The sequence below is a fragment of the Brucella pseudogrignonensis genome, from assembly GCF_031454375.1.
Taxonomy (GTDB): Bacteria; Pseudomonadota; Alphaproteobacteria; order Rhizobiales; family Rhizobiaceae; genus Brucella; species Brucella pseudogrignonensis_A.
Window position 1 is genome coordinate 604,318 of record NZ_JAVDQT010000002.1, and the last position, 14,603, is coordinate 618,920.

Genomic DNA, 14,603 nt, shown 5'->3' on the forward strand with positions numbered 1-14,603 from the left:
ACGTTCCCCTTAATCCATCTTCAGGAATTGGCGCAGACGTGCGGACTTCGGATCACACATAACAATATCAGGCGAACCGCGCTCCTCTACCAATCCTTTGTGCAGAAAAATAACCTCGCTCGAAATCTCACGTGCGAGCGCCATTTCATGGGTCACCATCACCATGGTACGCCCCTCTTCCGCGAGTTTCTTAATAACCTGAAGCACCTCGGTTACAAGTTCAGGGTCAAGCGCTGATGTCGGCTCATCAAAGAGCATAACCTCTGGCTTCATCGCAAGCGCACGCGCAATGGCTGCGCGCTGCTGCTGCCCGCCTGAAAGCTGGGTGGGGTATTGGTCACGCTTCGGCGTTATACCCACTTTGTCCATCAGAACTTCCGCATCCGCGATCGCCTCAGCTTTTGACATGCCAAGCACATGAACCGGGCCTTCGATAATGTTTTCAAGAATAGTGCGATGCGACCAAAGATTGAAACTCTGAAATACCATACCAAGACGCGTCCGGATATGTTCAAGCTGCCGTGGGTCAGCAGCATGTGACTTTCCAGCCTTATCTGTCTTTGTCCTGATAGTTTCCCCAGCAACAGAAATTGAACCCTGATCTGGAGTTTCAAGATAATTGATGCAGCGCAGTAATGTGCTCTTACCGGAGCCACTGCTGCCTATAAGAGAAATGACATCACCTTTACGCGCTTCAAATGAGATACCCTTAAGAACCTCAACACCAGAAAAGCTTTTGTGAATATTCTCGACGGCAAGAGCCATGGAAGTCATGGGAAATCACTCCTGAAACGGGTCAGATCATAGCGGCACTGTGGCCGCTAACACGCCGCTCAACCCCATTCATAATCCGGGTGAGGATAAAGACGACGGTGAAATAGATGATGCCAGCGGCAATCAGCGGCTCAAAAATCAACAACGAGCTGCGTTGAAGTGCGCGCGCTGTTCCCATGACCTCCATAATCGTAATCGTGGAGGCAAGAGACGTCGATTTAAGCAGGATAATAAGATCGCTGGTTAGCACCGGCATACAATGCCGGAAGGCAAGTGGCAGTGTAATACGTCGCAGAACCTTGTAAGGGCTCATGCCAATAGACAGGGCTGCCTCAATCTGCCCGCGTGCGATAGACTTGATCGCACCGCGAATAACTTCTGCATTATAAGCGCCCTGATTAAGGCTCAATGCGAAGATTGCATACCACAATCCATCACGCATATATGGCCAGAGAAAACTGTGCCGAACCCATGTACCTGGCAATATTTGACCGAGGCCATAATAGATCAGATAGAGTTGAACCAGCAACGGCGTGCCGCGAAACGCAAATGTAAAGACGAAGGCAGGCGTAGATAAAAGCTTGCTTTTCGAAAGCCTTGCCAATGCGGCAAGTGTTCCCAATACCAGTCCGATAACACCAGCAACGGCCGTAAGAAGCAGCGTCAGAGGCAATGCTTTAATCAGCGGCGGCAAAAATTCTATAACTTTGGTAATCGACTCCACCATCAATGCCCCCGATTAAGGCGCTTTTCAAAGCGCGCAATGATGATGACGGATACGAGCGTAATCAGCAGAAAAAGAAACGCAGTCAGTCCATAAAAGAAGACATATTGTTTTGTCGATGCTGCCGCGCGATAGCCCGTGTAAAGCAACTCATGAAAGGAGCCCAACACAGAGATAATGGCGCTTTCCTTAGTGATGGATAGCCAGAGATTACCAATTCCGGGAATGGCATGGCGCATCATTTGCGGGAAAATCACCCGCGTAAAAATCTGGCGTCGACGCATTCCAATCGAAAGTGCGGCCTCAATTTGCCCGCGAGGGATGGCGAGATAGGCTGCGCGCAATACCTCCGTCATGAACGCACCGTTGACAAAAGCCAGAGCGATCACAGCAGCCCAGAAAGCGCTAAACTGGAAGTTATTGCCGACTAGGCCAGTCGTTTTCAGGAGCCGTTCGACACCTGTAGCAACAGAAAAATATAAAAGCAGAATGACAAGCAGTTCCGGCAAGGAACGAACAACGGTAGTATAGAGGTCTGCAATCAGTTTAGGGAATTTAGCACGGGATAGCTTGCCTGCGGCACCCGTAAGGCCGAATAGAAAAGAAATTGCAAATGCCACCGCAGAAACCTGCAGTGTCATTATCAGTCCATAAAAGAACTCGTCGCCCCAGCCCTCACTCCCCCATGAGAGCAAATGCCAATATGTTTCCATGCGTTTTGATCCGATCAGAAGATAGCGCGGTCTATGCCGCCCGGAATATCTCGCATCCCCCGTTTGCGTTGGGGCCAGATAATCCCGCAGAGACGTATAAAATACCTCCGACGAACGGGCGCTCTAAGCGCCCGCTCTGATCCGATTTACTTCTTCTCAAAAATCCACTTATCAACGAGCGTCTTGAGAGTTCCGTCCTTATCGAGGGCAGCGAGTGCTTCATCAACCTTGCCGAGTGTTGCTTTATCATCCTTGCGAATAGCATAGGCAACACCTTCACCAAGAACTACGTTCTTAGGGGCTACGACCTTAACTTCGTAATCTGCACCCTGTGGGGACTTCAGAAAGTTTTGTACGAAAAGATCAGGAGCAAGAACATAATCAACGCGTCCAGCGACAAGATCTGCGACCGAATTGTCTGCGGTGTCATAGCTTTTCAGCGACACATCAGGAAGGTACTTGCCCATATAAGCCGACTGAACACTGGAGGTTTGTACGCCAACGATCTTGCCATTAATGCTCGCCGCGTCAATCACCTCACCCGAACCATCGGAAGCAGCAACCACGGTAATCTTCTCTTCATCCGACTTCGGGCCGACGATGACAGTGCCTTCGGTGTAATAAGGCGCGCTGAAATCGACAACCTTGCGGCGTTCATCAGTAACCGAGAAAGCGCCGATAATGAAATCGACCTTATTCTCGGTCAGCGACGGAATAAGACCATCCCACGCCATCGATTTGAATTCGCACTTTACAGTAAGCTTTTCACATAAAGCGCGCGAAAGATCAGCTTCTAGCCCTTCCCATTCACCCGCAGCATTAACCTGCGTAAAAGGCATATATGGTTCTGGCGTCATACCCAGACGCAAAACGTCTTCTGCATGTGCTGTGCCTGCCAGTGCGCAAAATACGACAATACCGGCGATCTTCCCTGTAAATCTACGCATGTTCCCGTTCTCCTTTTATTTTTAAACCGCCATGCTCTGGGAGTAGTGATCAGACGGTCATGCTATCAAAAAAACGGTTCAGTCTCGTAAGAGAACTGAACCGTTTATTACTTACTGGCGATACCAACGCAGAGACATGCAGGAAAGCCCGGCATCGATCTTACCAATCTGCGTTGTTTTGAGCGGAACGACATTGTAGCCGCTCTTATCCAGCAACTCGATTGTCCGCGGGAAGTCAGACCCTACCATCACAACATTATTAACGCGAAGCGCATTTGCTGCCGCTTCTTCACCTTCAGGCACGATAAGCTGACGAAGATCCGAGAAAACCCCAGACTTAGCCAAACGCGCAGTGGAAAGAACAGTTTCTTCGTCGACCAGCGAACAATCGGTTTTAAAATGCAGTACACCTTCAGGTGTATTTACGACTTCGCCTTTAAGGCCGATCTTATCAAGCGTGGCAATAAGCGCTGCTGCACCTGCTTTATCAGTACGCGCCGAGAGGCCAATCATGACGCTCTTCTGAGTATTGAGTACATCGCCGCCATCGGCAAAGCCCGGATGCGGTAGATCAAGCACATTGTCGAACATGCTGCGCAGCGTAGGTTCGATTTCTGCTGTCTCGCCGATACGGGTTTCAGCACCCGGACGCAGAAGAATAGCACCCTGTGTGAAAACAAGCGCAGGATCTTCGACGAAAATGGAATCAGGATAGTTTTCGAGAGCTGGCAAAACCGTTACCTCAACGCCAGCAGCACGCATGGCATCGATATACGCGTCATGCTCAGCCTTCACGCCTTCATAGGTAGGGTTTCCAGTATCATAAGCGCGCAAGCCATTGACGACTGAACGGGAAGGTTCGCGAACGATGATCGAATTGAACTCATAAACTGGTCTGTTAGAAGACATGAAAGGTACCCTCATTTTTACTGGTGCTTATCTACTCGGCTCTTGCTGCTTCGTAAAGCAGATGTATGCCGTTTGTATTACGTCTGGAGAGATGAATGCCCGCGAGCATGCAACGAACCGATCCGCCGGCAAGCTCAATGGTCGGAACTTCAAAAGGCAGAGGTTCAGCAGTTTGCTTGATAACACTGATCTGATCCGCAGAAAGCGAAGCAAAAGCGCGTGCTGAAAGCGCCAGAACCCGACCCTTCCGCCCTTCAAGCTCGATAGCGTTTCCCGCAAATTCCGCAATCTGATGATGTGAAAGATGGATTACCGTGCGACCAGTTTCCTCTAATCGTTCGACAATTTCTTGCCTGCGCGCCTCATTGACGATCATATCCGTTCCAATGAGCGCATAATCCGCACCAATACACATGAGCACATTGGTGTGATAAATCTGACGCCCTGCATCATCAACGGCATCAAAAACCATCGGTTCGAAATTGAAATGCGTACAAAAACGCTCAAGCGCGACTTCATTGGTACGATTAGAACGCGCCGCATAAGCAACACGACCAATATGATCGAGCACCATTGCGCCAGTGCCTTCAAGATAAAACCCATCACGCTCCAAGCCAGAATAATCAATCACGTCCTGAACGCGATACTCCTTCTTGAGCATCTCAATAATATCAGGCCGACGTTCTCTCTGTCTGCTTTCCGAAAACATCGGATAGATAGCGACATGGCCACCCGAATGGGTTGAAAACCAGTTATTCGGAAATACAGAATCCGGCAAAGAACGGGTCTTATCTTCGAAAAGATGAATGGTGACACCGGCTTGTGCCAGGCCTTCCGCCATGCGGCTCACCTCCTCAAATGCAGCCTTCTCAATAGCAAGCGTCGAACGACGCTCATCAACTGACTGAAATGCATTATCCTTCGCGGTTTGCGCATTAGGCGTGAAATGGTGCGGACGGATCATGACTGCTGATTTCGGAGTCTGTACGGATGGTCTGGTCATATTCAAGCGAAGCTCTGAAAAAGATAAAGAAGGAAGCGACGCGCATCGTATGTGAGCAAAAAAGCAGGAAAAACCGGCCAATCTCAACGGGGGTTAACAACCTAACCCCAACATCTTACCGAAGATAATTCCATCATTTTCAGCGCTTCTTACGACAACCGCCGAGGATCAGACTAAGCCGACACAAAGCCAGTTAAAATTAAAAAAATGCTGGGTATGATTTAAAAAATGTAGCAAATTGTATAGTTAAACTATACAAAGTGTCATGCATATTTTTGATGAACTCGACCATCGCCTGATCGCAATTTTAAGAGAAGACGGACGCGCACCGCTGTCAAAGCTCGCGACCATTCTGGGCGTGTCGCGTGGGACTGCTCAAGCGCGGCTTGACCGGCTCTTGGAAACTGGAGCAGCCTTAGGATTTACCATCCGTGTTCGACAAGATTACGATGATGGTGCCATTCGGGCAGTTATGATGATTGAGGTTCAGGGACGCTCAACCACCAAAGTCATAAAACTACTTCGAGGCTTCCCACAAATCCGAACGCTTCACACGACAAATGGCTCCTGGGACCTGGTCGCGGAGATACATGCTGATAGCTTGCATGAATTTGACAGAACTTTACGTGATGTCCGTACAATTGAAGGTGTATTGAACAGCGAAACAAGCATTCTTCTCAGCAGCGTATAATACCGCTTGGAAAAAGAAGTTAGCTGTCAGACGTTCATTGCACTACATCAGCAACCTTCGTCAGCCTATTTTTGCGAGAAGACAACTCTGAATCGCTTGCACGCGACACAATATCTGCGCCAACTAGAATTTTAACAGGCGGTTGACTGTCGGACGTACTTATTAGATCATCAAGAACAGTCACAGCGAGATTACCAATCTTGCGCTTCGACACTTCAACTGTGGTTAGCCCCGGCTCCATCGTTGCGCTCTGTGGCAAATTATCGAAGCCTATTACCGAAACATCATCAGGAATTCTAATCCCTTTTGCTTTCAGTGCGCGGATGAAACCGTAAGCGATAATATCATTCGTACAAAAATAGGCCTCAGCAAGATCAAGACCTGAATGCAGCATGGCACAGGTATCACGGTGTGCGCCTTCATATGTCGACTCTACCGACAAAATATCTCGTTCCTGAACCGTCAGTTCCAAACGCTGCATGTTTTTGAAAAACGCATCGCGCCGAAGCCGGAAATTAGTGGTTTCCGTATGACTAGCTACAAAACCTATCCTCGAAAGACCAAGTTGCTTGAAACGTGATAAAACTTTGAAAACTGCATCTTCATTGTTCATATCAACGAAATTCGCTTCAACGACTTCGTAAAATGTATCAATAAAAACAGTAGGCAGACCAATCCCTTGGATCATATGAATGTCTGCAACAGATAGCTCCGTCCCCAAGGCAATTACGCCGCGGATTGATGCACCGGCAAGCGATTCAGCGACAGCACTCATTGGCTGCCCCTCAAAACTCACCACTTCCAGCGTATAGTTACGGCGCGTTGCTTCCGAAGACATTCCATCGATGTAGTCGGAGATAAAAACGCTATGATCGCGATTAACGGTCTCACCGTGTTTAGCTATCTTCAGAAAGCGGATAGTTTCACCCGCGCTCGTTCCCATTTTGGCAGCGCGCGGCACATAATTCAGTCTGGAAACCGACTCAAGGACACGCGCTCGCGTCTCACCTGAAATCTCGCCCTTGCCATTGAGCACAAGCGAAACAGTAGCAGGTGAAACCCCCGCATTTTCGGCAATATCCCTGATCGTATAAGACTTTTTCTTCTTCATGCTCTCCGCGCATCATACGAAAAAAGATGTATCGTTTAGTAAACATAAACGCCCTTATTTAAAACGATTAGGCGAATTTATAGAGCTAAGCAACCAAAATCCTATGAAAACGGGCTTGACATGATGATGCCTTCTGTTGAATCATTTAGTGAATAACAGTTTTGTTTACTAAACATGGTAGGAGGAGACCATGCAGAAGACAAGCAATCAGCTTGCTATGCTAGTTGTCATCAATCTCGGATTGCTCGCGCTTGGCGCATATATTTCGGGTGGATCTTTCCTATCTCTTTTCAATCTGCAGTCGATGGCCGGTCAGGTTCCCGAAATCGGACTTCTGGCAATCGGCGTCATGCTGGCGATGTGTGCTGGCAATGGCGGGATTGATCTGTCGGGTATCGCGCTGGCTAACCTTTCAGGTGTGCTTTCAGCCGTCATCGTTTCGATGTTCATTTCCAGCGCCGAAAACCAGCTTGGTTTCAGCCTCGCTTTCATCGGACTGGCACTGGTGATCGGCCTTGCGGGAGGTATCGTCAACGGTGTATTGATTGCGCGGTTCAATATCACGCCAATCCTCTGCACGCTCGGCACGCAGATGGCGTTTACGGGGCTTGCGGTTGTCGTGTCTGGTGGCCGTGCCGTCATGGTTGGCAGTCCTGATCTTTTATCGCGCATCGGCAACGACATGTTTCTGGCGGTTCCGATCAGCTTCCTAATCTTTATTGCAGTTGCGTTGCTGATCGCTGCCGTGGTGCGCTTCACGCCTTATGGCTATTGGCTGATGTTGATGGGAACTAACCCAAAGGCGGCTGTTTTTGCTGGCTTCCCGCGCAACGGTGTCTTGATTGCAACCTATGCAACCAGCGGATTTTTGGCAGCAATTGCTGGCATCATCATTGCGGCACGCAACGTCAACGTAAAGTTCGATTACGGCAGCTCGTATCTGCTGGTCGCCATTCTTATTGCGGTGATGGCAGGCGTTAAGCCGGAAGGTGGTTATGGCCGCGTCATCTGCGTTGTGATGAGTGCAATTGCGTTGCAGTTAATGTCCAGTTTGCTCAACTTCGGCGGCCTCTCAAACTTCGTGCGTGACTTTGCATGGGGCTTGTTGCTGCTCGCCTTCCTCGCAGTCGGCAAATACGACATTGCGAGCTTCTTTACCCTCGGCAATCGCCACAAGGGAAATATCGGTGCTCAACCCTCAGGCACCCGACCATAGACATTGGGGGAATGTTATCGTGGAGGAAATCATGAAATCAGTAACGAAGAAACTACTCGCTGGAACCGTCATCGGCGCCGCGATTGTTGCAGGCAGCGCAAGTGCGCTCGTCGCACAGGAAAAGCCAGTTATCGCAACGGTCGTCAAGATCAGCGGCATTCCTTGGTTCGACCGCATGAACACCGGCGTTGAAGCTTACCAGAAGGCTAACCCAGATGTCGTTGCAACGCAGAGTGGCCCAGCGACTGCGGATGCTGCACAGCAGCTTCAGATCGTTCAGGATCTCGTTGCCAAGGGCGTGAACGCACTTGCAGTTGTTCCAATGGACCCGGCGGTTCTCGAAGGCACATTCAAGCGCGCTATGGAGCGCGGCATCATCGTCGTAACCCATGAAGCCGACAATCAGGTCAACACCATGGCTGACGTCGAAGCTTTCGATAATGCGGATTATGGCACAGCGCTCAACGAGCGTCTGGCAGAATGCATGGGAAAAAGCGGTAAGTGGACGACTTTCGTTGGCTCGCTCGGCAGCCGCACACACATGCAGTGGGTTGGTTCGGCTGAAGAAAACGCCAAGAAATATGCCGACATGCAGCTCGTCGATCCGAACAACGAATCCTTCGACGATGCCAACGGCACCTATGAAAAGGCCAAGGAAATCCTGCGCAAGCATCCTGATCTGAAGGGCTTCCAGACCTCTGCCGGTAACGACGTTCTCGGCGTTGGCCGCGCTATCGATGAAGCTGGCCTGAGCGGCAAAGTCTGCCTCGTTGGTACTGGCTTGCCAAATCCTTCGGCTGATCTGCTTGAAACCGGTGCGATCACCGCGATCGGCTTCTGGGATCCACAGAAGGCCGGCATGGCGATGAATGCTGTTGCCAAGCTTCTGCTAGAAAAGAAGGAAGTTAAGGAAGGCACCGATCTTGGCGTTGAAGGCTACAACAACGTCAGCGTTAAGAAGGGTGCCGGTGAAGGCCTTCTCGTGATCGGCAACGGCATGGTGATTGCTGACAAGGCTACCTACAAGGAACACCTGTTCTAGGCTTTCCTGATTAGGCTGACCGACTATTGCCCGAAGACATCGTTCAACTTCGAGCATTAGCGTCAAAACTCGAATGCGGCTGAATTGAAGCCGCATTCGAGTGGCGCGCCTCAACGCTAAAACTAAAAGCCAATCGATCCTAAAGCTGTTTCCGTCTGCAAACTGCAGATGAGGAAACAGTGGCAAAGGAATTCAACGTGTCCACTACGACCAATAGCGCGGATCGTTTCCTCGAACTGCGCAACATTCATAAGCGGTTTGGCGGCGTTCATGCGCTGCGAGGCATCGATATGACTATCGATCTTGGTCAGGCCTATCACCTGTTGGGTGAAAATGGCTGCGGCAAGAGCACCGTCATCAAGATCATGTCCGGCGCACATGCACCCAGCGAAGGCGAGATCATTCTCGATGGCAAAACATATGCCTCGCTGAACCCGATCCAGTCGCTGGCAGCCGGTATCGAGACCGTCTATCAGGATCTGTCGCTTATTCCCAATTTGACCGTCGCTGAAAATGTAGCGCTGAATGAGCAGCTCGTTGAAGGCAATGGCCGACTGTTCCGCAGCGTAAAGCTTTCGCAGCTTCGCGAGACTGCAGAACGGGCATTGAGCACGGTTGGCCTGCCAACCGACAAAGCCTTTCTGAACACCATCGTTTCCGAGCTGCCGCTCGCCATGCGCCAGCTGGTTGCCATTTCGCGCGCCATTGCAACGCGCGCCAAGCTTGTCATCATGGATGAGCCAACCACATCGCTGACCCGTCGCGAAGTGGACAATCTGATTGAAGTCGTTGAACGCCTGCGCGCTGAGCGCGTCGCAGTGCTTTTTGTGACCCACAAACTCGATGAATGCTATCGCATCGGTGGCAATGCCGTTGTCTTCCGCGATGGCCAGTGCGTGGCACAGGGCCCAATCGAAAACTACACCAAGAAGCAGCTTTCCGAGCTGATGATCGGCCGTGAAATCGATGCTGAACGTTATCGCACGGGACAGCCCGGCGATGCCGAACTGCTCAAACTCGACGGCCTTACCGCATCGGGCTTCAAGGACATCGGCTTTCGCTTACGCAAGGGCGAAATCCTTGGCATCACCGGCCTTGCAGATTCCGGCCGCAATGAGCTTGCGATGGCTATCACCGGCGTTGTGCCTGCGCATTCCGGTTCAATCCGCCTCGAAGGAAATGTAACCGAGGTCAAAAGCCCCGCGGAAGCCATTGAGCGCGGCATAGGCTATGTGCCGGAAGACCGGCTTGCAGAAGGCCTCTTCCTCGACAAGTCGATCTTCCAAAACGAGATCGCGCTGATCTTTAGAAAGCTCTGCAACAGCCTTGGCATCGTCGACCAGAAACAGGGCCGCAACATCGCCGCCTCGCTGATGAAAGAGATGCGGCTTAACACAACCAATCTGGACCTGCCTGTTGGCGCACTTTCGGGCGGCAATCAGCAGCGCGTTTTGATCGGCCGCTGGCTGAGCATCGGCCCCAAGCTTCTGGTGTTGCACGGCCCTACTGTTGGCGTCGATGTAGGATCAAAAGACACGATTTACCGCGCAATTCAGGCGCTGGCCGAAGCTGGCATGGGTCTCATCATCGTCAGCGATGATCTGCCGGAGCTTCTGCAGAATGCCGACCGCATTCTCGTTATGAACTCGGGGAGCATCGTTGCAGAACTGGATGCTGCACAGGCCACCGAAGATCAGCTCTATCAAGCCATGATGTCGTCGCAGAAGGAAGTTGCCTAATGAGTGCGTCGCAGTATCAACAGGATCTGGGTCGAGACCAATCCTTCAAGTTGGGTGACTTCATTCGCAGGCGCCCGGAATCGATCACTTTCTTCCTGCTCGTGGCAATCTGTACAATTGTCTCGATCATCAACCCTGCATTCCTGCAAGCCTCGACACTGATCGATATTGGCCGTGCCAGTGTGGTGATGGGCCTGTTTGCGCTTGGTGTCTTCATCATTCTCGCCGCTGGTGGCATTGATGTTTCCTTTACGGCAATTGCCGCCACGACAGTCTATTCGCTGACGCTTCTGGTGCAGTCCTATATGCCGGAACTGCCAATCATCTTCGTCATTCTGATGGCGATTGCTGGCGGTATTTTCCTTGGTGTTCTGAACGGTCTGCTGGTGCATTACCTCAATGTGCCGTCATTGATCGTCACCATCGGCACACAATATCTCTTCCGCGGCTTCCTGCTGGCTTTTGTCGGCACGGTCTGGATTATGTCGCTGCCGCCGACAATGGGTGCTTTCGGTCGCCTTCCGCTGTTCCAGTTTGAATCTGCAACCGGTGCCACCATCACCATGCCATTCTATTTTCTGGTGCTGCCTGCGGCTGCAATCCTGACCTGGTGGATATTGAACCGCACTTTGATGGGCCGCGCGATTTTTGCGATGGGTGGTAACAGCCAGATCGCAAGCCGTCTCGGCTATAATCTGCGCACCATCCATATCTTCCTGTTTGGCTATGCGGGTGGTCTGGCCGGACTTGCAGGCATCATCCATGTCTGCGCCAATCGCCAGTCGAGCCCTTTCGACTTTGTCGGAACGGAAATCGCCGTCATCGCAGCCGTGGTTCTCGGTGGTGCACGCATCACCGGCGGCACCGGCACCGTCTTCGGCACCCTTCTCGGTGTGCTGCTCATCACCGTCATCAACAGCGTTCTGGTGCTCGTCGGCATCCCCAGCACATGGCAGCGTCTCGTCGTCGGCTGCTTCATCCTGCTGGCTGCTGCCTTCTTCGTCACCAGTCAACGCAAGAAATAACCCGATACTCTCAAGAGGCAATCATGAAGAAGTTTTTGAACGATCCCGTCAATTTCGTGGATGAGATGCTCGAAGGCATCTATCGGGCACATCCCGAGCTTACCTTTGTCGATAATGACAAGCGTTGCATGGTCACAGCCAATACCAAATCCGGCAAGGTCGGTATTGCAACAGGCGGCGGCTCCGGACACCTGCCGCTGTTTCTCGGCTATATCGGCGAAGGCATGATCGATGGCGCAGCTGTCGGTGGCGTCTTCCAGTCACCAAGCTCAGAGCAGATGTATCAGGTCACCAAAGCCATCGATCAGGGTGCAGGCGTGCTCTACATCTATGGCAACTATAGCGGCGACATCATCAATTTCGATATGGCTGCAGAACTTGCCGATCTCGATGGCATCGCCGTCAAACAGGTTGTCGGCAATGATGATGTGGCGTCCTCGGTTGTCGGTGAAGAACACAAGCGTCGCGGCGTCGCCGGTATGTTCTTTGTCTACAAGGCAGCCGGCGCAGCAGCAGCCAACGGTCTGTCGCTTGATGAAGTGACACGTCTTGCCGACAAGGCACGTCTGCGCACCCGCACCATGGGCGTTGCGCTTTCGAGCTGCGTTGTACCGGAAATCGGTCACGCCACCTTCTCCATCGGCGAAGATGAAATGGAAATCGGCATGGGCATCCATGGCGAACCTGGCATCAGCCGCAAAAAGCTTGCCAGCGCAGATGCGGTCATCGACGAACTGATGGAACGTATTTTCGCCGAGCAGGCCTATGCCAAGGGCGATGAAGTTGCCGTGCTGGTCAATGGTCTTGGCGGCACGCCGCTTGAAGAGCTTTACATCATGTTCCGCCGGGTTTCCCAGCTGTTTGATGAGCGTGGCGTCAAGGTCAAGCATGTCTGGATCGGCGAGTTTGCCACGTCCATGGAAATGGCTGGCGCGTCAGTTTCAGTTCTACATCTCGATGAAGAACTGGAGCCACTGGTTGCCGCATCCGCTAATACCCCATTCTTCAAGCATTTTGCGGGTTGAGGTCAGATTATGAACGTCATTACAGCATCTGATCTGATTAATCTTTTCGACAGCTGGAAGCAGCTTTTTGCAGAACAGCGCGAATTCCTTATCGCGCTGGACGGCAAGGTTGGCGATAGCGATCTCGGCATCACCATGAGCAAAGCCTTTGCTGCAGCTTCAGAAGCTGTTCACGCAGAAGGCGAAGCCGCTGGTATCTCTAAGCTGTTGCGTACGGCTGGCACCACTATGGCACGCGTTGCGCCTTCGACAATGGGCACACTGACCGCAACCGGCTTCCTGCGCGCAAGCAAGGCCTGTGATGGCCTTGACGCACTGGGCACAGCTGAGATAGCCGCTTTCTGGCGCGCCTACCGTGACGGCATTGCCGAGCGTGGCAAGGCCAAGGTGGGCGACAAGACGCTTCTCGATGTGCTTGATCCGATTGCAATCACGCTCGAAGGACAAACAATACTCGGCGCGCCACTCGTTGATGCACTGGCAGCAGCAGCTAAGGCCGCTGAAGACGCACTCGAGGCGACTAAAACCATGGTCGCGCAACATGGCAAGGCGGCAGCTTTCCAGGAAAAGACCATTGGCCTTCAGGACGCAGGAGCAACTGTCGGCATGCTGTTGATTACGAGCATGTCCGAGTTTGTTTCAAAGCAGGGATAGAGTTAAATCAGCCCATGGCGATTATGCTCGCCATGGGCACTTTAAATGCACGTTTCATTATTCAGACATAGATCACATTATTGGCCAGCTATTGCTCATACAGCAACAGAATCTGACAGTCACAGACCCGTCGGCGAAATGCTCAAAAACGCGTTTGAGTGTTATTCAACAAATTTTTCAGTCACTGCAGCCAATAATATGACACCTGTGGTCCAGTAATAACTTCTGATTGATTTTGATCAAAGATATCGGATCTGATCTGTTCTAAATCGATATCAAGTCGGCGCCTACGAACCACAATGAAAGTCAGCGCCCACTATGGAGATCTGACACATGCGTAAACTTGCATTTTCGTTTGCCGCAGCCACCCTTAGCGCAATGCTGGCTGTTCCTGCCATGGCGGAGAATATTGAAGTCCACATGCTCAATAAAGGAGCGGATGGCGCTATGGTTTTTGAACCAGCCTACATTAAGGCCAATCCCGGGGACACCGTCACTTTTATCCCAACCGATAAAGGCCACAATGTCGAGTCGATTAAGGGCATGATCCCTGAAGGTACCGAGGCTTTTAAAAGCAAGATAAACGAAAACTATACTCTCAACGTCAAAGAGCCCGGCGCGTATTTTGTAAAATGCACTCCGCACTATGCCATGGGCATGGTAGCTTTGCTCGTTGTCGGCGAAAACCCATCCAATCTCGAACAAATTGTTGCGGCTAAGAAGCCAAAGCCTGTTCAGACGAGGCTTGAGAAGGCAATCGCCAGCGCAAAATAGCACGCGAGTTCGACTAACAGGGCCTGCAATTTTAAGCTATCGTCTCCGCCCATATTTTCTGGGCGGATACTTCCGGGCAGTCATAGTAATGCGCTCTGGATATTGTTGCAGACGCTGGAACTTAGGCTTCGATCACTCGCCATATTGGAAGGCCGTTAACTCCCCCTCGACAACCCACATCACTTATACTTGGATTATGTTCGCAGCGCTTATCCGGCCTTTCACAAAGACTAAGTCCAATTTCTTCCATACATTT

General features: G+C 51.3%; 15 protein-coding genes. 8 read left to right on the forward strand and 7 right to left on the reverse strand.

All coding sequences use genetic code 11. The features are described from left to right. Nucleotides 1-9: 9 nt before the first annotated feature. The 6 genes from J2782_RS10615 to ctlX form a co-directional block, all read right to left on the reverse strand. Nucleotides 10-774, reverse strand: a complete 765-nt coding sequence (locus J2782_RS10615) for an ABC transporter ATP-binding protein (RefSeq protein WP_310012145.1) — start codon at nucleotides 772-774, stop codon at nucleotides 10-12. 22 nt (nucleotides 775-796) lie between these two features. Then, nucleotides 797-1,501 (reverse strand): ABC transporter permease, encoded by a 705-nt coding sequence (locus tag J2782_RS10620; protein WP_310012147.1) that lies wholly within the window; start codon nucleotides 1,499-1,501, stop codon nucleotides 797-799. Next, the gene (locus tag J2782_RS10625) at nucleotides 1,501-2,211 is read right to left on the reverse strand and encodes an ABC transporter permease (protein ID WP_250040541.1); all 711 of its coding nucleotides are present in this window, start codon (nucleotides 2,209-2,211) and stop codon (nucleotides 1,501-1,503) included. The genes J2782_RS10620 and J2782_RS10625 overlap by 1 nt, the downstream gene beginning before the upstream one ends. Nucleotides 2,212-2,357: 146 nt before the next feature. After that, a complete protein-coding gene (locus tag J2782_RS10630) occupies nucleotides 2,358-3,158 on the reverse strand; it encodes a transporter substrate-binding domain-containing protein (RefSeq protein ID WP_310012154.1) in 801 nt (266 codons plus the stop codon). 111 nt (nucleotides 3,159-3,269) lie between these two features. Continuing rightward, nucleotides 3,270-4,067 carry a dimethylarginine dimethylaminohydrolase family protein gene (locus J2782_RS10635; protein ID WP_310012156.1) on the reverse strand — a complete coding sequence of 266 codons (798 nt, stop codon included), beginning with the start codon at nucleotides 4,065-4,067 and terminating at the stop codon, nucleotides 3,270-3,272. A gap of 31 nt (nucleotides 4,068-4,098) precedes the next feature. Beyond that, entirely contained in the window at nucleotides 4,099-5,070 is a 972-nt protein-coding gene (gene ctlX / locus J2782_RS10640) for a citrulline utilization hydrolase CtlX (protein ID WP_310012157.1), read from the reverse strand. 265 nt (nucleotides 5,071-5,335) lie between these two features. Here ctlX and J2782_RS10645 point away from each other — a divergent pair, with 265 nt between their 5' ends. After that, nucleotides 5,336-5,761: an Lrp/AsnC family transcriptional regulator gene (locus J2782_RS10645; RefSeq protein WP_310012164.1), complete on the forward strand. Its 426-nt coding sequence runs from the start codon at nucleotides 5,336-5,338 to the stop codon at nucleotides 5,759-5,761. Nucleotides 5,762-5,795: 34 nt separating this feature from the next. Here J2782_RS10645 and J2782_RS10650 read toward each other — a convergent pair whose 3' ends face one another. Further along, on the reverse strand, nucleotides 5,796-6,872 hold the full coding sequence (locus J2782_RS10650) for a LacI family DNA-binding transcriptional regulator (RefSeq protein WP_310012166.1): 1,077 nt from the start codon (nucleotides 6,870-6,872) through the stop codon (nucleotides 5,796-5,798). Between the two features lie 190 nt (nucleotides 6,873-7,062). On the opposite strand from J2782_RS10650, the gene J2782_RS10655 reads away from it, so the two are divergent. From J2782_RS10655 to J2782_RS10685, 7 genes are all read left to right on the forward strand, one after another. Next, complete coding sequence (locus tag J2782_RS10655) at nucleotides 7,063-8,088, forward strand: ABC transporter permease (protein ID WP_310012168.1); 1,026 nt, start codon at nucleotides 7,063-7,065, stop codon at nucleotides 8,086-8,088. A gap of 31 nt (nucleotides 8,089-8,119) precedes the next feature. Then, complete coding sequence (locus J2782_RS10660) at nucleotides 8,120-9,130, forward strand: substrate-binding domain-containing protein (protein WP_310012170.1); 1,011 nt, start codon at nucleotides 8,120-8,122, stop codon at nucleotides 9,128-9,130. A 197-nt stretch (nucleotides 9,131-9,327) separates the two neighbouring features. Next, complete coding sequence (locus tag J2782_RS10665) at nucleotides 9,328-10,869, forward strand: sugar ABC transporter ATP-binding protein (RefSeq protein ID WP_310012174.1); 1,542 nt, start codon at nucleotides 9,328-9,330, stop codon at nucleotides 10,867-10,869. After that, nucleotides 10,869-11,894 (forward strand): ABC transporter permease, encoded by a 1,026-nt coding sequence (locus J2782_RS10670; protein ID WP_310012177.1) that lies wholly within the window; start codon nucleotides 10,869-10,871, stop codon nucleotides 11,892-11,894. Before J2782_RS10665 ends, J2782_RS10670 begins: the two co-directional genes overlap by 1 nt. Nucleotides 11,895-11,917: 23 nt before the next feature. Next, a complete protein-coding gene (locus J2782_RS10675) occupies nucleotides 11,918-12,919 on the forward strand; it encodes a dihydroxyacetone kinase subunit DhaK (RefSeq protein ID WP_310012179.1) in 1,002 nt (333 codons plus the stop codon). A 9-nt stretch (nucleotides 12,920-12,928) separates the two neighbouring features. Continuing rightward, nucleotides 12,929-13,573: a dihydroxyacetone kinase family protein gene (locus tag J2782_RS10680; protein ID WP_310012180.1), complete on the forward strand. Its 645-nt coding sequence runs from the start codon at nucleotides 12,929-12,931 to the stop codon at nucleotides 13,571-13,573. A 333-nt stretch (nucleotides 13,574-13,906) separates the two neighbouring features. After that, nucleotides 13,907-14,347, forward strand: a complete 441-nt coding sequence (locus J2782_RS10685) for a pseudoazurin (protein WP_310012185.1) — start codon at nucleotides 13,907-13,909, stop codon at nucleotides 14,345-14,347. Nucleotides 14,348-14,603: the final 256 nt, after the last annotated feature.